This is a genomic window from Thermosynechococcus sp. HN-54 (assembly GCF_023650955.1).
Lineage (GTDB): Bacteria > Cyanobacteriota > Cyanobacteriia > Thermosynechococcales > Thermosynechococcaceae > Thermosynechococcus.
The window spans coordinates 1,320,357-1,339,063 of the sequence record NZ_CP098039.1; the positions used below are offsets into that span (position 1 = coordinate 1,320,357).

20 protein-coding genes are annotated in these 18,707 nt (G+C 52.5%); 13 read left to right on the plus strand and 7 right to left on the minus strand.

Annotation, left to right across the window (positions count from 1 at the left end; translation table 11 throughout):
• Window positions 1-142 precede the first annotated feature (142 nt).
• From NBE99_RS06390 to NBE99_RS06410, 5 genes are all read right to left on the minus strand, one after another.
• A complete protein-coding gene (locus NBE99_RS06390) occupies window positions 143-496 on the minus strand; it encodes a DUF1257 domain-containing protein (RefSeq protein ID WP_149819118.1) in 354 nt (117 codons plus the stop codon).
• A gap of 120 nt (window positions 497-616) precedes the next feature.
• Window positions 617-2,146 (minus strand): AAA family ATPase, encoded by a 1,530-nt coding sequence (locus NBE99_RS06395; protein WP_250683635.1) that lies wholly within the window; start codon window positions 2,144-2,146, stop codon window positions 617-619.
• Window positions 2,147-2,195: 49 nt separating this feature from the next.
• The gene (locus NBE99_RS06400) at window positions 2,196-2,519 is read right to left on the minus strand and encodes a ribbon-helix-helix domain-containing protein (protein ID WP_250683636.1); all 324 of its coding nucleotides are present in this window, start codon (window positions 2,517-2,519) and stop codon (window positions 2,196-2,198) included.
• Between the two features lie 132 nt (window positions 2,520-2,651).
• Window positions 2,652-3,647: a methionyl-tRNA formyltransferase gene (gene fmt / locus NBE99_RS06405; RefSeq protein WP_250683637.1), complete on the minus strand. Its 996-nt coding sequence runs from the start codon at window positions 3,645-3,647 to the stop codon at window positions 2,652-2,654.
• A gap of 36 nt (window positions 3,648-3,683) precedes the next feature.
• Window positions 3,684-5,948, minus strand: a complete 2,265-nt coding sequence (locus NBE99_RS06410) for a ribonuclease R family protein (RefSeq protein ID WP_250683638.1) — start codon at window positions 5,946-5,948, stop codon at window positions 3,684-3,686.
• Window positions 5,949-6,169: 221 nt separating this feature from the next.
• Between NBE99_RS06410 and acpP the strand changes: the two genes are divergently transcribed.
• From acpP to NBE99_RS06440, 6 genes are all read left to right on the plus strand, one after another.
• On the plus strand, window positions 6,170-6,415 hold the full coding sequence (gene acpP, locus NBE99_RS06415) for an acyl carrier protein (protein WP_149819108.1): 246 nt from the start codon (window positions 6,170-6,172) through the stop codon (window positions 6,413-6,415).
• 4 nt (window positions 6,416-6,419) lie between these two features.
• Entirely contained in the window at window positions 6,420-7,682 is a 1,263-nt protein-coding gene (fabF, locus tag NBE99_RS06420; RefSeq protein WP_206200057.1) for a beta-ketoacyl-ACP synthase II, read from the plus strand.
• Between the two features lie 36 nt (window positions 7,683-7,718).
• The gene (tkt, locus tag NBE99_RS06425) at window positions 7,719-9,713 is read left to right on the plus strand and encodes a transketolase (RefSeq protein ID WP_250683639.1); all 1,995 of its coding nucleotides are present in this window, start codon (window positions 7,719-7,721) and stop codon (window positions 9,711-9,713) included.
• A gap of 94 nt (window positions 9,714-9,807) precedes the next feature.
• Window positions 9,808-10,230, plus strand: coding sequence for a hypothetical protein (locus tag NBE99_RS06430; protein ID WP_250683640.1), 423 nt, complete (start codon window positions 9,808-9,810; stop codon window positions 10,228-10,230).
• A 4-nt stretch (window positions 10,231-10,234) separates the two neighbouring features.
• A complete protein-coding gene (locus tag NBE99_RS06435; protein WP_250683641.1) occupies window positions 10,235-10,645 on the plus strand; it encodes a hypothetical protein in 411 nt (136 codons plus the stop codon).
• A 122-nt stretch (window positions 10,646-10,767) separates the two neighbouring features.
• Window positions 10,768-11,385 carry a DUF3727 domain-containing protein gene (locus tag NBE99_RS06440; RefSeq protein WP_250683642.1) on the plus strand — a complete coding sequence of 206 codons (618 nt, stop codon included), beginning with the start codon at window positions 10,768-10,770 and terminating at the stop codon, window positions 11,383-11,385.
• Here NBE99_RS06440 and NBE99_RS06445 read toward each other — a convergent pair.
• Window positions 11,382-12,779: an aminotransferase class I/II-fold pyridoxal phosphate-dependent enzyme gene (locus tag NBE99_RS06445; protein ID WP_250683643.1), complete on the minus strand. Its 1,398-nt coding sequence runs from the start codon at window positions 12,777-12,779 to the stop codon at window positions 11,382-11,384. The genes NBE99_RS06440 and NBE99_RS06445 overlap by 4 nt on opposite strands.
• Before the next feature lie 43 nt (window positions 12,780-12,822).
• Between NBE99_RS06445 and NBE99_RS06450 the strand changes: the two genes are divergently transcribed.
• From NBE99_RS06450 to NBE99_RS06465, 4 genes are read left to right on the plus strand one after another with little or no spacing between them, the layout of a single operon-like run.
• Window positions 12,823-13,104: a helix-turn-helix transcriptional regulator gene (locus NBE99_RS06450; RefSeq protein ID WP_250683644.1), complete on the plus strand. Its 282-nt coding sequence runs from the start codon at window positions 12,823-12,825 to the stop codon at window positions 13,102-13,104.
• Window positions 13,097-13,348, plus strand: a complete 252-nt coding sequence (locus NBE99_RS06455; RefSeq protein WP_250683645.1) for a hypothetical protein — start codon at window positions 13,097-13,099, stop codon at window positions 13,346-13,348. Before NBE99_RS06450 ends, NBE99_RS06455 begins: the two co-directional genes overlap by 8 nt.
• A 54-nt stretch (window positions 13,349-13,402) precedes the next feature.
• The gene (locus NBE99_RS06460; protein WP_250683646.1) at window positions 13,403-14,395 is read left to right on the plus strand and encodes a pentapeptide repeat-containing protein; all 993 of its coding nucleotides are present in this window, start codon (window positions 13,403-13,405) and stop codon (window positions 14,393-14,395) included.
• A gap of 44 nt (window positions 14,396-14,439) precedes the next feature.
• Window positions 14,440-15,636 (plus strand): GNAT family N-acetyltransferase, encoded by a 1,197-nt coding sequence (locus NBE99_RS06465; protein ID WP_250683647.1) that lies wholly within the window; start codon window positions 14,440-14,442, stop codon window positions 15,634-15,636.
• Here the strand turns inward: NBE99_RS06465 and nrdR are convergent.
• Window positions 15,633-16,121 carry a transcriptional regulator NrdR gene (nrdR, locus tag NBE99_RS06470; RefSeq protein WP_250683648.1) on the minus strand — a complete coding sequence of 163 codons (489 nt, stop codon included), beginning with the start codon at window positions 16,119-16,121 and terminating at the stop codon, window positions 15,633-15,635. The two genes, NBE99_RS06465 and nrdR, sit on opposite strands and share 4 nt — an antisense overlap.
• 119 nt (window positions 16,122-16,240) lie before the next feature.
• On the opposite strand from nrdR, the gene NBE99_RS13235 reads away from it, so the two are divergent.
• The 3 genes from NBE99_RS13235 to NBE99_RS06480 all read left to right on the plus strand — a co-directional run bounded on the left by NBE99_RS13235 (window position 16,241) and on the right by NBE99_RS06480 (window position 18,557).
• Complete coding sequence (locus NBE99_RS13235; RefSeq protein WP_256468076.1) at window positions 16,241-16,372, plus strand: hypothetical protein; 132 nt, start codon at window positions 16,241-16,243, stop codon at window positions 16,370-16,372.
• Window positions 16,373-17,272: 900 nt separating this feature from the next.
• Window positions 17,273-17,515, plus strand: a complete 243-nt coding sequence (locus NBE99_RS06475; protein ID WP_250683649.1) for a hypothetical protein — start codon at window positions 17,273-17,275, stop codon at window positions 17,513-17,515.
• Window positions 17,516-17,594: 79 nt separating this feature from the next.
• Complete coding sequence (locus NBE99_RS06480) at window positions 17,595-18,557, plus strand: transposase (protein ID WP_399371026.1); 963 nt, start codon at window positions 17,595-17,597, stop codon at window positions 18,555-18,557.
• Window positions 18,558-18,707 lie beyond the last annotated feature (150 nt).

The following is an 18,707-nucleotide window of genomic DNA, read 5'->3' on the forward strand; positions in this document are numbered from 1 at the left end:
TAAATACAAGCCATCCTTCCCTGTACCGCCAAAATACCATATTCATAATCCTGAGATAAAAAAAGAGGCCGACCCCTAGGGAGTCAGCCAGCGAATTACTTGGGAACGCGCGCTAGACAGTACAAAGCAATTGGCAACAGGATTAGCTATGCACCACGAGCTTGACGTTGGCGTTCTGAAGGCCAGGACGCTTCACCTCAGCCAAGGTTTTGTTGATGGCATATTTTTGGTTGATCGAGTTGATCAGCTCGGTCTGGTTGTGTTTTTTGGCCACACCCCAGAGGTCAGCAATCAGATCAAAGGTGCCATCAGCATTGCGAGACCAGCCCAGATCATACTCGCCATCGAGGACAGCGACGATGTCAGAGCGAACACGTTGGCCATTGTAGCCACGCACATCGGCATTGGTTTTCACCGTAATGCCCAGATCCCGCAGGGACGCTTTCAAGATTTCAGCATCGGTAATTTTCGTACGCAGGGTGCTGAAGTGAGACATGTGGATTTCCTCCAGATTGAGACAGAAACATTGGACTGAATGAACCACAATTTATGGCGAACCAAACCCTTGTGGTCGGGTCTTTCTCCCATCTGCGCAAGGCAGACAGAAGGAAGCTTGTCAGAACTCCAGTCGCTGGTATTCAGCCACTGAAGCAGCCGCTGGACGCGCTCGTTGGCGGGCCCAATCGCGAAGTGCCGTGACCTGCTCTTGCATCGTCTTGGAAAGCGGTTGAGTGGCACGGCTAGCGGCAATAATGTCTAACTGAGTAAACTCGCGCCCTTGAGCAAAGGCTTCATACATCGCTGCAATGATGGCCTGTTCAATCTCGGCACCCGAAAAGCCATCACAGATATTGGCCAGTTGCTCTAGGTCAAAGCGATCGATCTCGCGACGGCGCTTGGTGAGGTGAATGCGAAAGATTTCCTTGCGCTCCTCGGCATTGGGCAAATCCACAAAGAAAATTTCATCAAAGCGACCTTTGCGCAAAAATTCACCGGGGAGCCGTTCAACGCGGTTGGCTGTCGCCAAGACAAAGACGGGAGACTTTTTCTCCTGCATCCAAGTGAGGAAGGAGCCAAAGATCCGACTCGAGGTACCGCCATCGGAGTCCGAGGAGCCTGCGCCGCCAGCAAAGGCCTTGTCCATTTCATCAATGAAGAGAATGGCAGGGGAAATGGATTCAGCGGTTTTCAGGGCATTGCGCAAATTGGCTTCCGATCGCCCCACCATTGAACCGTCATAGACTCGACCCATATCAAGGCGCAGCAACGGCAAGCCCCAAAGGCGAGAGGTGGTTTTGGCAATCAGGGACTTCCCACAGCCTGGGACACCTAAAATTAACATCCCCTTCGGTTGCGGTAAGCCGTATTCCCGAGCCTTTTCACTGAAGGCGTTGGCGCGTTGGCGTAACCAGACTTTAAGTTCCTCTAGACCGCCGACTGAATCAATGGTTTCATCCACTTCCATATACTCGAGAATGCCATTGCGGCGGATGAGTTGCTTTTTCTCGGAGAGAATGATGTCCACTTCGGCTTCCGTAAGGCGCCCAGCGGTCACTTTGGCTTTGCGAAAGACTTTTTCGGCTTCATCCCGTGTCAGGCCAAGGGTGGCTTTGACGAGTTTTTCCCGTGCTTCGGGGCTGAGGCGACGATTGCGGGGATCCAGTTGCTCCCCGAGAACCTCATCTAGTTCGTTGATACTGGGTAGGGGGTAGTCAACGACAACGATTTCTTTTTCCAGTTCGACGGGAATCCGCTGCGCCGCTTCGGGGGACATGAGAATAATGGTTTTGTGGCTGCTCTTGAAGCTGGCGATCGCGTCCCGTAAAGAACGAGTCACAGGGGGCGAATCAATGAAGGGGTGCAAATCCTTGAAGACATAGATGCCTGGTTCGCGTTGGTGAACAACCCATTGAATGGCGGCTTCTGGTGAGACGGTGTTGTGGTGACTATTGTTGCGGGGATGGCCATACTCGACTATGCCGTGGGTCACTGTCCAGATGTAGAGCTTGCGGGGAGACCGCCCTTGAGGCCCGACTTGACTTTGGGCAATGGTGGCGATCGCCTGCTCAGCCCGCTCTTCTTCAGAGGTCAGGAGGTAGATCAACGGATATTGCGCTTGGATTAGGATGCTCAATTCTTCTTGCACAGCAATCACCTCCTTCTTTCAAGGCTAACCCAACACCCCCGCCACTAGCCTAGCGGGCAGACACCAACTCGACGGAGAGCGAAGGAACACTGAGGCTGTCGTCATCAATCACCGTGGGCTGATTGACCAAGGCCGTTAGCTCATCCCCCCGCAGGACAAGGGCACTAGCACACTCTGGGCAGTGGTAAACCCGATGCACATTGCCATGCTTTTGCTCAGCATATTCCGCCAGTACTTCTGGGTGAGCCAGTAGAAACTCAATGGCACGTTCAGCAAGGACGGACATCGTTTCCTGCTCGACCACAGCGGCAATCTTTAGCTGGCGGTGCACATCGGGGGATAGATACAACGTAACCTTTTGCTTATCTTCCATAGGGGCTAGAGACGTACCTAGGTATGTGTGCCAGTGTAGTGAGCCGATCCGAGGGGTGTCAAGGTGAAATGCTGTCAAAACAGCAAAATCGTAACATTTAGTTACATTAAGCCTCGCGTGCTTAAAACTCAGTTACAGAGCTGAGGACACAATACCGAATTGAGTGGCGATCGCCAGCCGTACCCCATTGATAAAATCCCAGCCCGATTGGGTTTTGCGACCACTCAACTGCACCTGACTCAGCAGCAGGCGACCCTTGCCCGTCTGTACCACGGGACCCCACCCCTTAATTAGCTCCACTACCGTACCGGCAGCGGCGGACGCCTCAGGCTCGCAGACAAAAGACTGTAAGGGTTCGGGTAATTCGGCGGCCACTTCAGGGATCAACGGCCACGTTTGCAGCAGTTTCAAAGGCGTCCCTTGCCACTGGGTATAGGCATAGGGATAAAAGGCGCGCACTTGGTTGTGGAGTGCCAATGCCGATCGCCCCCAATCAATGACGTAGTTGCTTTTTTGAATGAGCGGTGCATAGGTGGCCTCAGCGTCGTTTTGGGGTTCGGGTTGCAACTGCGGCAGTTGTTGCAATGTTTCCAGCAGCAGGTCGGCACCGATTTGACTGAGGGTGGCACTGAGGGCCGCAGCCGTATCCCCTAGGTGAATACTAACTTTCTGCTTCAGCAGCATCGGCCCAGTGTCCATGCCGGCATCCATGAGCATTGTGGTCACCCCAGTTTCCCGCTCGCCATGGTAGAGTGCCCACTGGATCGGAGCGGCACCGCGATACTTGGGCAGGAGTGAGCCGTGGATATTGATGCAGCCGTAACGAGGACTCTCAAGGATCGACGGGGGCAGGATTTGACCGTAGGCAACAACCACAAAGACATCGGCTCCCAGCGATCGCAAAACCTGAGGCAGCTCTGGATCCCGACGCAGACGTTCCGGCTGCCAAACCGGTAACCCGTGGCGAAGGGCTAAGGCCTTGACCGGAGAAGGCGATAATTGGTTGCCCCGTCCCCGACGCCGATCAGGCTGGGTGACCACCCCTAACACTTGATAGGTCTCTGTTTCCAGCAGCCGTTGTAGCGGCGCAAGGGCAAACTCCGGTGTGCCAAAATAAATGATTCTCAACCGCTACGCACTCCCTGCACAACGTCAACTGCTGGTTTAGAGATTCTCAGGGGCGTCATCTTCAGGAGGGGTGAGGACTTCGCCGCCGTCACTGCTGCCGTTGAGATCTTCTTCCGTCGCTTGGGAGCCACCACTAATGACCGCCAAGTCCACCTGCTGGCGGTAGGAATCCACATTTTTAATCAGGACTTCAACGCAATCGCCCAAGCGGTAGCGCAAGCGGTTACGCCGACCCGTCAAGGTTTGGGCATGGGCACGGTATTCATACCAGTCATCCTTGAGGGAACTGACGTGGACTAAGCCCTCAACATTAAAGTCAATCAGTTCGACAAAGAAGCCATAGGACTGTACGCCGGTAATGATACCGGGACGCACTTCGCCGATACAGGCTTGGACTTGGCGCACCCGTTGCAGCCCCACCAAATCCTTCCAAGCTGTGTAGGTTTGCCGCTCCCGCTCTTGGAGGTGGGGGGCTAATTCATTAACGAGAGTGTCCACTTCCCGCTGGGTATCAGTAGTGAAGACGGTCCAATTCACCTGCTCCAAGCAACTGGACTCGCCAAGATTGACGCGCTCTTTTGCCCTTGGTCCTCGGCGATCGCGCCCTTCCGTCAGAAGAATATGCAAAATGCGCTGATTAACAATGTCAGTGTAGCGTTGGAGGGGCGAGCAGAAATGGCCATAGCCCTCGCCAGTGGCCAAACTAAAGTGGGGCAGTGCCACGGCGGCATCGCTGGCGGGTTTGAGTTTATCGAGCAAGAGTTCCTGCAACACGGCTGCCAGATCTGAGGTGGCCAATTGCGCCATAAAGCGCTGACAGTCACGGGGCGTGACCTGCGCGGGATTGTCTAGGCTCAAGGGCAAGTTGAGATTTTGGCAGAGCTTGAGAAAATCCTGCACCGCATAGAGTTCGGGCACAGGCTGCGTGCGGTAGAGAGCCGCTACTCCCAACTTCGCCAAATGACGGGCAAGGAGTTCATTGGCAAGGATCACTAAGCTTGTCCAAGGGGTGACCCTCGGTAGGGGAATGGCGGGGGCGAGACCCTCATCGGCATAGGCAAGGCTCAGGGCATCTGCTGGGGTAACTTCAGTGCTCCCCCGTGCCTGTCGCTGCTGACTGACGGCATTGGCAAGGTGAATCAGGGCACGCAACCAATCACCGGAACTATCCCCTAGGGCAAGGGTGGCCGCCACCTGCTCACTGGTGACACAGGCATCGACGCGGATACAACTGCGGTAAATCCTGTAGGACTGAACTTCACCAGCGTTGTTGATCACAATCAGCAGCGAAATGGCAGCGCGATCGCCCCCCGGCAGCAAGCGCAGCCTCTCCAATTCCTGCGGCAATAGGGGCAAACTCAGTTCAGGGGTTGCAAGGGTCATGCCCTGACGGCGGGCAGTGCGATCCAGCAATTCATCGCGGGGGAGCAATCCCCCCACATCACTGATGTGAATCCCCAACTGCCAGAGATTTTGCTCAAGGGCATCGAGGGAAAAGGCCACTTGGGGTTCTTGGCCGGGAGCCACCAAGGTAATGGTGACCAGTTCCCGCAAGTCTTGGCGATCGCTGAAGTCTAAGGTTTCCAACTGGGCATTTAAGGTGGCGGCTGCTGTCCGCAGGGCTGGGCTAAATTGGCGGACAAGGTTGTGTTTGCAGCAAATCAAGTCCAAAGCAGGCGCCGATTGGGCATCACTCCCTAGGATCTGGCCAATTTCCCCCGTCGGCAGGTACCCCCCCAAGGGATAGCGGCGAATGTTCACATGCACCAGTTGATCCACCACAGTGGATAGATCGGGCACGAGGTCATTGGGTTCAAGGGCAATTTCAAAGAGCAAGCGATCGTCGAGGGGCGTAGCCCGAAAACCATCTTCGGTCTGTTTCACTCGAGCAATCACCGAGGGATTTCCCCGCTCAAGGATCAGTTTCACTTCCCCTTCTGGAGATTTCTTGCGGCGGCCTTCACGGGTGACCCGCACCAGCACGCGATCGCCATTCCAAGCGGTACTGAGTTGATGCTCGCGCACAAAAATATCTTCGGCACCCTCGGTATCTTGAATGGCAAAGCAAAAGCCCTTGCTGGAGCAACGCAGCCGCCCTTCAATCAATGCATCATCATTGGCACGGCGATACTTGCCCCGTTCTTTGATGAGCAGGCCAATGCGTTCTAGGGCATCAAGGACAATTTCCAGTTCTCGCTGGCTCTCAGGATCGTCACAGCCGAGTTTTTTTTCGAGAACTTTGGGGGCAACAAATTTATCTTCGCTAAAGTTGGCAAGCAGACTGGCAATCGTAAAATGCATCGGCAACTCGGTGAAGGGAGGGCAACAGTGGATGTAGCGTTGTTGGTGTCAAGTATCCAAACTGTAGCTTATCACAGTTGCAGGAGTATCTTAGGGGATCCCCAATCTGTCCTATAATTATGGCGCGTTGATTCTGGGCACGAAACATCCTAGATTTGAGGAATGGCGATCGCCCGCATCAATTACTGTTCTCAATCGTTGTCCATCCAGTTAAGGCATCTATGAATCAATCTGAAATTCTCGAAAAAGTAAAAGCCATTGTTGCCGATCAACTCAGTGTTGATGCAGAGAAGGTTGTGCCCGAAGCAAGTTTTGCCGAGGATCTCAATGCTGACTCCCTTGACTCTGTGGAGTTGATCATGGCACTTGAGGAAGCCTTTGGTGTAGAAATTCCCGACGAAGAGGCGGAAAAACTGAAAACCGTCCAAGATGTCCTTGACTTTATCAACAATAAGGTAGCTGCATAGATCCATGGCAAAGGCGCACCAAAAACGGGTCGTTGTCACGGGGATGGGGGCGATTACCCCCCTCGGCAACACCCTTGCGGAGTATTGGGAAGGGTTAATGGCCGGTCGCAACGGCATTGATTACATCACGGCTTTTGATGCCAGTCGTCATGACTGCCGCATTGCGGGTGAGGTGCGTGGCTTTGATCCCACCCTCTACATGGATCGCAAAGACGCCAAGCGCATGGATCGCTTTGCCCAATTTGCCGTGGCTGCCAGTAAGCAAGCCCTTGCGGATGCCCAATTGACGATTGACGAGGGCAATGCCACTGACATTGGCATCATTATTGGTACGGGTGTGGGTGGCCTAAAGGTGATGGAGGATCAGCAGGAGGTCTATCTCACCAAGGGTCCCGATCGCTGTAGTCCCTTTATGATTCCGATGATGATTGCCAATATGGCCGCCGGACTCACTGCCATTCACACCGGTGCCAAAGGCCCCAATTCCTGTTCCGTGACCGCCTGTGCAGCCGGTTCCAATGCTATTGGCGATGCCTTCCGCATGGTGCAGCACGGTTATGCTAAGGCGATGATCTGTGGCGGCACTGAGGCGGCGATTACCCCCCTATCGGTGGCGGGTTTTGCGGCAGCCCGTGCCCTTTCCACCCGCAATGATGACCCCCACCATGCCAGCCGTCCCTTTGACCTCAACCGCGATGGCTTTGTCCTTGGGGAAGGGGCAGGCATCTTGATCCTTGAAGAATTGGAATTTGCCCTTGCCCGGGGGGCACGCATCTATGCGGAAATGGTGGGCTACGGCTTGACCTGTGATGCCTACCACATGACCGCTCCCTCACCGGGGGGAGAAGGGGCTGCCCGTGCCATTGAAGCCTGCCTCAAGGATGGGGAGATTGCCCCCGATCAGGTGAGCTATATCAATGCCCACGGTACAAGTACCCCCGCCAACGACAGTACGGAAACTGCCGCGATTAAACGTGCCCTTGGCGAGGAAAATGCCCGTCGCGTTCCTGTGAGTTCGACAAAATCCATGACGGGGCACCTGCTGGGGGGGTCGGGTGGCATTGAAGCGATCGCCACGGTAATGGCCGTAGCCCACGATCGCATCCCCCCTACAATTAACTTGGAGCAACCGGATCCCGCCTGCGATCTGGACTATGTTCCCCATCAGAGCCGGGCATGCCCGGTGACGGTGGCTTTGTCCAACTCCTTTGGCTTTGGTGGGCACAACGTCACGTTGGCCTTCCGCAAATTTACTCCCGACCGTTAACTGTCTGCTGCAAACCCAATCTAGAGAGAGAAAGCAATGCCTGCGGTTACTCAATCCCTTGATGAACTCTGTATTAATGCGATTCGTTTTCTAGCGATCGATGCGGTGCAAAAGGCCAACTCCGGCCACCCCGGTCTGCCCATGGGAGCGGCACCCATGGCCTATGTGCTGTGGAACCAGTTCATGCGGTTTAACCCGAAAAATCCGCAGTGGTTCAATCGCGATCGCTTTGTCCTCTCAGCGGGTCATGGCTGTATGTTGCAGTATGCCCTGCTCTATCTCACCGGCTATGACAGCGTCACCATCGAGGACATCAAGCAATTTCGGCAATGGGGATCGCGCACGCCTGGTCACCCAGAAAACTTTGAAACGCCGGGTGTGGAAGTGACGACGGGTCCTCTGGGTCAAGGGATTTGTAATGCGGTAGGTCTAGCCGTGGCTGAAGCCCATCTGGCAGCGCGCTTCAATAAGCCCGATATCAAACTCGTTGATCACTACACCTACGTCATCCTTGGCGATGGCTGCAACATGGAGGGCGTCTCCAGTGAAGCCTGCTCTCTTGCAGGGCACTGGGGCTTAGGTAAACTCATTGCCCTCTACGATGACAATCACATCTCTATTGACGGCTCCACCGACATTGCCTTTACAGAGGATGTCTGCAAGCGTTTTGAGGCCTACGGTTGGCATGTGCAGCACGTTCCCGATGGCAATACAGATCTGGCGGGCATTGCCAAAGCTATTGAAGCCGCCAAAGCCGTAACCGATAAACCTTCGCTGATTAAGGTCACCACCACGATTGGCTACGGTTCCCCCAACAAAGCCAACACCGCGGGGGTTCACGGCACTGCTCTCGGTTCTGAGGAGGTCAAGCTCACCCGCGAAAACTTGGGTTGGCCCTATGAACCCTTTGTCGTACCCGAGGATGTCCTCAGCCACTTCCGCAAAGCCATTGAGCGCGGTGCCAGCTATGAAGCGGAATGGAATCAAACCCTTGCTACCTATCGCCAGAAATATCCTGAGGAGGCTGCAGAATTTGAACGACTGCTGCGGGGTGAGTTGCCCGCCAACTGGGACGCCAATCTCCCCAGTTACACTCCTGAAGACAAGGCGGTGGCCACCCGCAAGCATTCAGAAATTTGCTTGAACGCGATCGCCCCCAACTTGCCGGAACTCATTGGCGGTTCTGCGGACTTGACCCACTCCAACCTCACCGAACTCAAGTGCTCCGGTGACTTCCAAAAAGGCCAGTACCAAAACCGCAACATCCGCTTTGGCGTGCGCGAACACGGCATGGCTGCCATCTGTAACGGCATTGCCCTCCATAATTCCAGCTTGATTCCCTACTGCGCCACCTTCTTGGTCTTTGCGGATTACCTACGGCCGGCTCTGCGCCTCTCGGCGCTCTCGCAAGCGGGCGTGATCTACGTGATGACCCATGACTCCATTGCCCTTGGGGAAGATGGTCCTACTCACCAACCCGTGGAAACCTTGGCCTCCTTGCGTGCTATTCCCAACCTACTGGTGATCCGTCCTGCCGATGGCAATGAAACCGCTGGTGCCTATCGAGTGGCGGTACAACGGCGCAAGCAGCCCACCCTCCTAGCGCTGACGCGGCAAAACGTTCCCAACTTGGCCGGTAGCTCTGCGGCAAATGTGGCCAAAGGTGCCTACACGCTAGTAGATTGCGAGGGGACGCCCGACTTGATTCTGATTGGGACGGGTTCAGAAGTCTCCCTCTGTGTCAAGGCTGCCGAAGCTCTGAGCGCCAATGGCAAGAAGGTGCGGGTGGTGTCCATGCCCTCTTGGGAACTCTTTGAGGAGCAGTCTCCTGAATATAAAGCAAGTGTGCTCCCTGCGGGGGTAAAACGCCTTGCTGTAGAGGCAGCTTCTAGTTTTGGTTGGTGCCGCTATGCCGATGCAACGGTGTCGATCGAACGCTTTGGCGCCTCGGCTCCCGGTAACGTGCTCATGGAGAAATTTGGCTTCACCGTGGACAATGTGGTGGCCAAGGCCAATGCTCTTCTTAGCTAGGTTGCCACTCGTACTCCTTTAGGCGGAAGATATCAATAGCTGCTCAGGGTGGGGGGACAACTCTCTGCCCGGTTTTTTCGCTTAGAATAGCCCTATGCCACGTCGTCGGAAACAATTTCCCTGCGGCCACCAAGGCTATGGTCGGGTTTGCCACTACTGTGTTCAGTTAGAGCAAGCAAAAGCTCTAGAAGCCCTGCAACAGGAACAGGCACGACGGGCAGAGGAGCAAGCACGCTTGGCACGACAGGAATGGGAGGCCTCCTTTGCAACAGACGTGGTGGAGCTAAAGGGATTGCCGAAGTGGATTGTCCTCAAAGCTCGCCAAGTGATTGCAGAACTCCTTGCAGGCGCTGACTATCGCCAATTTAAGGGGAAGCGTCTCCATCACGATCGCCGAATTATTAGTATTCCCCTCAGTTACGACTATCGCCTCATCTGCTATGACACGGGCGATCGCATTGAACCCCGCAGCGTTCTCTCCCACGAGGCCTACAATGTCAAAAAACCCCTAGCCTGATGCTATGACCCTAGACACTGATCACCCTTGGTATGCAGCGGCACAACTGATTCAACCGGCATTGATTCGCCTCCTTGATCATCTGCGGCGATCGCTAGAAAGTTCTCCTTGGCAGGGCACCTATGAAACTGTCGAGATTCCCTGTGGTGAAGCCGAACCACAAATTCTCTATTGGCTGCATTTGCGTCAGGGCGATCGCCAGCAGCGGGTGAACCTGTGGGAGCTGTGCTACCAAATTTGTTTTCAACAGTACACCCCTGAACTCGACTACAGTGGTATTCATGACTTTCAAGTGGGGGAAGTGCAAGCCGATCTGAGCCTCTTTGACGCTGCCGGTGAAGTGGACTGGCACAAACTGGATCAGAAGGCCGCCCAAGTGGTTGCAGCCCTATTTGCGGGCTTGGATACCCCTTAGTTTTAAGTTTTTTAGAGAAAAATTCGCCAAGGCTGCCACAGGGAACACCCCATGAAGACCCACTGCATGGTATGCTCCAATGCCATAGGGAATCTTTCCTAAGTTGTCTTTACCGAAGCAGCATGGGTTCAAACTATCAAAACCAGCAAAACAGTAACGAGCAGCCTTGGGAGGAGGAAGACTTCGAGGAAGAGATGGAGCAACTCCGCCTCTACGACGATGAAGGTCGCTTCCTTGACTGCTACATCGAGTTTCGCCTGAACGTGCAAGGGGAAACCTATGCGCTGCTGCGTCCTGTGGACTACCCCGTAGAAATTTTTGCGGTCGTGGCTGAAAACGATGAGGAAGAAACCTTGGTTCCCCTAGAGGAGGAGGAAATTGATGCTGTCTTTGATACAGCGCGAGCCATCCTTGAGGAACAAAACCTCACCCTCAAGCGCACAGCCCTAACCCTGACCGTTGCCGGCGACCTCCCTGATCTTGATGAAGAGGATATTCTCACGGTGGAGGCGGAAGCTGATGAGGAAATTGAGGAGTATCAGCCCCTTGGGAGTAGCTTCTTTTGTGGTACGCGAGAATACAGCGTTTATACGCCCCTGAGTCCGACGCTCTACGTTGCCCGTCTTGTCCCCGGCCAAGAACCCGAACTGCTTTCTCCCCAAGATTTTCAGCACCTACAGCCCCTCTTGGAACAACATTTAGTGAGCCATTTACTTGAAGAGGAAGACTGGGAAGACTAGACCCTACAAATTCTCAGCGTTTGCAAACTAGGATCGGCCGCCCCCACAATCTGCGCACCCAATTCTTGAAGGGTTTGCAAGGTTGCAAGCACTGAGGCAGTGATCCGTTCCCCAGCGATTACAGTAGGAATTCCGGGTGGGTAGGCACAGATTGTCTCAGCACTAATGTGATCCAAGGCCACCTTGAGAGGAACCGAGACCTGTGGGCAAAAGTAGGCGTCCCGTGGTGCGAGCGTAGGTTCTGCAAGGTTAGGGATGGGTGGGATGGCCAGTGGTGGCAGAGGCGCATGGTGGCAGTATTCGGTGTAAACACTTTTTAGGCGATCAGCCAAGATTTCAAGCATTGTTTGGCTGGTACCGAGGCCAAGGCAAAAGGTGAGCGATCGCCCGCTGGGAAACTCTGCCATAATTTCCGGTTGCAACAGCTCATCCAGCTCAAACCCCGTGAGTCCAATCGGCCAAGTGCCAAGGGTCAATCGCAGCGGATCCTGAGGCACCTCTGGGGGTTGCCAACGGGGCAGGGGCCATGCATAGCGCTTGACCCACTCAAGTAGCCTCCCGTAGATCTCCTGTCCCTGCTCAGCCATCTGCCAGCCCGCTCGCTCAAGAGCTGCGAGAAACCAATAGCTGGGACTCGTGGTTTGTACCCAGTTCAACGCTTGACTCAGGCGCTCAGGAGACACCCGCTCCCCCTTAAGATGCAGCACTGCCGTTTGGGTTAACGTTCCGAGGGTTTTGTGCCACGACTGCACCACCACATCCGCACCTGCGGCCAAAGCGGCCACCGGAAAGGCGGGATGATAGGCAAAATGACTGCCGTGGGCTTCATCGACAATGAGGGGCAAACCGTGCTCATGGACACACTGGGCAATCTCTACCAAGGGGGAGCAGAGACCCTCATAGGTGGGACTCACCAGCACAACTGCCTTGACATCGGGATAGGCGGCCACTCCAGCGGCAACAATGTCGGACGTGACGGGCAACGACAGCCCCCACTGGGGATCAACCGCAACTCCCAAGTAGACGGGCTTCGCCCCCGTTAACACTAGTCCCGCAATCACTGAGCGGTGGACATTCCGACCTATGAGGACGCGATCGCCCGGACCTACGGTGGCCAGAAGTGCCGCCAAAAGCCCAGTGGTGGCACCATTCACCAAAAACCAAGCGCGATCGCTCCCCGCCGTCGCCGCTACCGCTGCCTGTGCCTCTGCCAGCACCCCTGTCGGCTGAGCCAAATTATCAAGGCCGGGCAACTCACTCAAATCTTGGGCTAGGGCGGTTCCCCAAAGGGCACGCAACAGCGGCTCCATGCCTCGACCCCGTTGATGGCCGGGCGTATGTAAGGGAATCGTGTGGTTTTGGGCTAAAAGAGCAGCAAGGAGAGAAATCGTCAACTACAATTAATATAAGGGTCTAAGTAATTATACGGATTTAGGGATGTCTATACCGCAAGACGATCGGTTGGAGTATTCACTGCTGTCAGAGCGTGAGCTACAGGTGTTGGAGCTTGTGGCGGCGGGGCTAACCAACCAAGATATTGCCGCCAAATTAGACATCAGTAAGCGCACGGTGGATAACCACATTAGCAATATCCTGACGAAAACCAAATCGGAGAACCGTGTGGCACTCGTGCGGTGGGCGTTGGCGTGGGGTAAGGTTTGCTTGAATGATGTCAATTGTTGTGCATTACCGACCCCCCCTGCCCAGCTCCATGAGTGAACGTGTATACTACAACCCTTGCATGCCGCTGGCGGTCTATCGCGAGTTGGCTGCCCACTTGCAATTACTCGATGGCGTTTCTGTGCGGCTGCTGCCCCAAAGCCGTGCTCAATTTGACTACCAACTGAGTCAAATCGAAGGAATTGCTGTGACTTGGCCCACCACGCCAAAGATGCAAGCACGCTGTGAGGAGATTCTCCAACACTATGGACTTCAGCATGGGGGCTGGCAGTGTTCACCATAGGCTTTCTTAAAAATTCAGACACATTCAAACCTTGATCCCTCCCTTAGACTGACGATGGAATCTGAAGAGTTTCTAGCTCGCTACGCCAAGGGCAAAACCAATTTTCAAACTGTGAATCTGGCCGGAGTCAGTCTGGTTGGCGCCGATTTAATAGGAATCGATTTGCGCGGTGCTAGTTTACAGGGGGTACACTTTCAATTTTGTCACTTTGGTCGTGCTGATTTTAGTTATGCTCTGCTGACGGGAGCATGCTTGGAGGGGTGCAACTTTACCCAAGCAGTTTTTAACGATAGCCATTTTCGTGATGCTCAGTGTCATGGCTGTGTTTTTGATCGCGCCAATTTACAGGGAGCAGATCTCACGTTGGCGGTTTTTCGCGATTGCAACTTCCTCAGTAGTGATTTGCGACAGGTAAATCTCAGTCATACCGTTTTGGTTGGCTCCTGTCTGCGGGGTGCCAACTTTCGCAAAGAGAACTATCAAGAGGGGGCGAGTCTGGTGGGTGCCGATCTCCGCCAAGTCGATCTCCAAGGTACCAATTTAGCAGGGGCAGATCTATCACGGGCTAACCTCAAGGGAGCCAATCTCAAGGAGGCCAACCTTAATGCCGCCAACCTTGCCCAAGCCAATTTGGAAAATACCAATCTACAGGGAGCGATTCTCACCCGTGCCATCCTCTATGAGGCCAATCTTGGGGGGAGCAATTTACGGCAGTCGCGGCTGGCTCAAGCAGACCTGCGGGGAGCGATGCTCAATCAAGCGGATTTGAGTCAAGCGATTCTCTCAGAGGCGCGACTCGATGATGCCCAAGCTCAAGGGGTGAACTTGCGGGAAGCAGTTCTCAATAAGGCGGATCTGCGGCGTACGGATCTAACGGGGGCAGATTTGCAGGAGGCTCGTCTCATTGATGCCTACCTAGCGCGGACGAATCTCAAAGGCGCCAATTTACGTCAAGCCAACCTGATGCGTGCTGATCTCAGTAGTGCCCTGTTGCTGGAGGCTTGTTTGGCAGAGGCACTGATGCCCGATGGCAGTGTGTTTATCTAAGGCACTTGCTATAGTACGACAGAGGCGCAGTTTCCCTAAAGAGTATGGCAGAGTTTGCAGCGGCACTGGCACCAGAGCTAACGATTCAGTGGGTGAATGCGATCGCCAGCGTTCCCCAAGATCAATGGGATGCTCTTGCTTTACCCTTGGAAACCCCCTTCTTTGAATGGGAATGGCTGCATCAAATTGAAGCCTCTGGTAGTGCGACACCGCAAACGGGTTGGCTACCCCATCATCTATTGGTTTGGCGCGATCGCCAGGGTCAGCGGGAACTGGTTGCAGCGGCTCCCCTATATCTCAAAGGCCACAGTCAAGGGGAATTTGTCTTTGATCACCAATGGGCAGATCTGGCCACACGACTCGGGATTCGCTATTATCCAAAACTGCTGGGCATGGCGCCCTTTACGCCGGCGGTGGGCTATCGCTTTCTCATGGCTGAAGGGGTGGATGAGGTCACGATGACCAAGGTGATGCTCCATGAAATTGATCGCCTCTGCCAGCGCCATCGCCTTTCCAGTTGCCACTTTCTCTACGTCGATCCCCAATGGCAGCCCGCTGTCGAAGCCTATGGTTATCGCCCATGGCTACACCACAGTTACATTTGGCAAAATCGCAACTATCAGACCTTTGACGACTATCTGGCGGACTTCAATGCCAACCAACGCCGCAACATCAAGCGGGAACGCAAGGCCGTTGCTCAAGCGGATTTCACCTTTCGTGTCCATCGGGGGGATGAGGTCAGCCGCACTCTGCTGCGCCAAATGTACGATTTCTATGCCGATACCTGTGACAAATTTGGTTGGTGGGGTAGCAAGTACCTGACGCGGCAATTTTTTGAAGCCCTCAGCGATCGCTATCGCCACCGCGTGGTACTCTTTGCTGCCTATCCTAGGAATGGCGGCCAGCGTCCCATTGCCATGTCCTTTTGCATTACTAAGGGAGCCAATCTCTACGGTCGCTATTGGGGCAGTGCTCGCGAAATTGATTGCCTGCACTTTAATGCCTGTTACTACGAACCCATTGAGTGGGCGATCGCCAACGGGATTCAGCGCTTTGACCCCGGTGCCGGCGGACGCCACAAAAAACGGCGGGGTTTTCCAGCCACTCCCAACTACAGCCTGCACCGCTTCTATGAACCGCGGTTAGCGCAAATTTTTGATCACTACATTGACGAAATCAATGACGAGGAGCAACGGCTCATTGACACGATCAATGCCGATCTACCCATGAAGTCTCTCTAAGACTGGGAGGCCGTCACTAACTCTGGCGAGGCAGGGGTCTCCTGGAGATGAGCCAGTTCAGCAACAAAGTCACTAATCCCTTGGAACTGACGATAGACCGAGGCAAAACGGACATAGGCCACTTCACTCAGGTGACGCAGCCGCTGGAGTGCCGCTTCCCCCAATTCTGCACTAGTCACTTCACGGCGCGATCGCAACTGCAAGTCCGCTTCAATATCATCCACGAGAGCTTCAATCTTTTGCTGCGGAATGTTGGTTTTGCCACAGGCAGTCATGATTCCCCGCAACAATTTCGAGCGATCAAAGGATTCGCGATCGCCATTGCGCTTAATGACCGTAATGGGAACGTACTCAATCCGCTCATAGGTGGTAAAGCGACGACCGCACTCCAAACATTCTCGACGCCGTCGAATACTTTGCCCCCCTTCTGCCGATCGAGACTCAAGAACACGACTATCGGTATGGTGGCAATAGGGACACTGCATAGGGATCCCACTGACTGAGGCACCTGTAGAGTATCATAGCGGATTCTTTCGACTCATTAACATTGACGAGGGCAGCGACAGCGTTTGTTAGGCTAGGGGTATCCCTTGAATGTACTGCGATGACCGACCCTACCCCCCGCAAAAAACGCAATCAACCCACCATCATTAATGTCGAGCCAGAAAATTTACTCCTCATTGTTGCCCTGAGCCTCTTTATTCCTCTCGTGATCGTCGGCTTTTTTGTCCATTAGTACAACCTTTTGCCAAAAATGGCGCGTACAAGACAGGAGTGTGATGCTCTGGTGTGACTGCACCTTGGCTCAGAAAGTTTAATGCTCGTTAAAAGGCCTGTATCCCCGCCTGAAAATTAACGTAAGTTGCATAAATACAACAGAATTAACCGCTAAGAAATTTGCTTTTTGCATTATAAATTGTAAATCAGGGCCAACTCAGGGGCTTGGCATTGTAGAGTATCGAGCTTTTGCTGAATAAGACCTATCCGTTGCTGGAGTGGTTTTGGCGGGGGAGAAATTATTAAGAAATTATAAAAATCTCAAATAAGTCTTAACTATTCAACGCTTGAGTCATTAAAAAGCAAAAAAGATTACAAAGTTTTGTATCTTTGGTAGTCTGAATCTTAAGATGTTGGATAGATAGTCTGTTATCGAAAATTCTCTTTTGATGAGATTTTGCTCGGTGACATGGTTGTCGAAAATTAAGTTCCATTTGGGGGAAAGGTGATGAAAAATCTGCAGTTTCAATGTAAGACTCAATTTATCAAAATTGATCATTTAAGCGATTGTATTATGAGCAAAAAGATGATTAGTGAATATCAATTACGGTACCTACATAAAAATTAATTAAAGCTTAAATCCCGTAAAAAGAAGCCGACTTAGTATTCAGGAATACTAAAACTCAATTGACAGAAACTGTGGCGGCTGCCTAGACTATAAGCATTGATAATCTGTCAAATTTACACCAAAATATCGCTGCCCTAATCTAAATCTTAGGAGAGCAAAATTGAGATTATCTATGGAAATTGTAGTCGAGATAACAGTCATTCACGCTGTTTTCACGATTTAATACCTAGTTGCTCAATGAGTAATACTCACATTTTGCCTGTTCCTGAATTGGATGTAAGGAAGTAGTCTATGGTTCCCTGTTTATCAATTTCAATGATTTATTATTTGCGGCGGTTGTTGCGGCAGTATGAGCCATTTCTTAAGCCTGTTATTCATGAAGGGGCAGGGTTAGTGGCAAATGCCGAGGCAGATCTTGGTGCTGTATTGGAGAGTCTCTATCCTGATGCAGAGGAGTTGGCGACCGCAACCGAACAGTTGAGTCGGTTAATTCTTTTACATCAGAAAAAAGACCTTCTCTCTCAGAAGTGTTGAAAGATAGTTTAAGAGGCTAGAAAAAAGGGAAGAAATGTCGTATTCTTCCCTCAAAAGAAGAAAAATTAATCAGCTTACTATGGCATCTTTTTCAGTTCTTGTCAAGTCTATTCTCAAGCAGCTCAGCCCTTGCGACTACCCCGTCCTCAACTCTCAATTGTTCTTCAAAATCTGGTTGACCTACATTCTCGACCAAGGATTAACCAGCATGAGAGCCTTATTTTATCGCTTGAATCATTCGGGGATTACAGTGGATATGTCCACGTTTTCCAAGGCGAACAAAACTCGAACAACCACCTTATTTGAGAGGATTTACACTCATCTCATGTCTCAAGCTCGCAAGAGACATCGTTGTTCAAGTCTGATGCTGTTTCCTATTGATTCAACCGTCATTACCCTGACGAGTAAGCTCTTTTGGTTCTACAAATACCATCAAGTGAAGTTAATTACAGGATTTGATTTAACAGAGAACATCCTGGGTAAGGCAGTAGTCTCTTTTGGGGAGAGACATGACCTAAGCTTTCAAGACGAGATTTTAGAAATGATCCCTGAGAATGCCGTTGCCATCATGGATAGAGGGTTTGCGAGTTGGAGATTTTTAGAGCGGCTGAGTGAGAGGAAGTGTTTATTTGTTGTGCGTATCAAGAATAACATGAGAATGAAGCTCAATCATGAGAGATACCGAGTGGTTCAATTTTTTGATGAGCATGGAACAGAGTTTCGTATTGCGACGAATCTAATGCATCTAAGTGATGAGGAAGTGAGTGAGCTGTATCGGCATCGGTGGGGGATTGAGAACTTATGGAAGTTTCTAAAGATGCATTTATCATTAGACAAGCTGATTACGAAGAGTTTGAATGGGGTGATAAATCAGATTTATATGGTTTTGATTGGGTACTTAATTTTAGAGCTAATGGAGATACCTGAATACTTTGGCAGGAAGCTATTAGACAAATTGCGATATTTGCAACTGGAACTGAGTCGCCGCTGCTCGATAGTGCATTGGAGCTTTGATTGGCAGCCAGAGCTACTTGTCACTTAGGATGTTAAGTTTTGTTGCAGAATTCAACACTTCTGCTTCTCTCTGTTGAGCAATATGAGGCAATCACTCGCCAAATTTTCTGGATCTTGGGACTAAAATACACGTCACCAACCATGGATCAAGAATCAGTCACTGCTTAGCCAGCAGCAG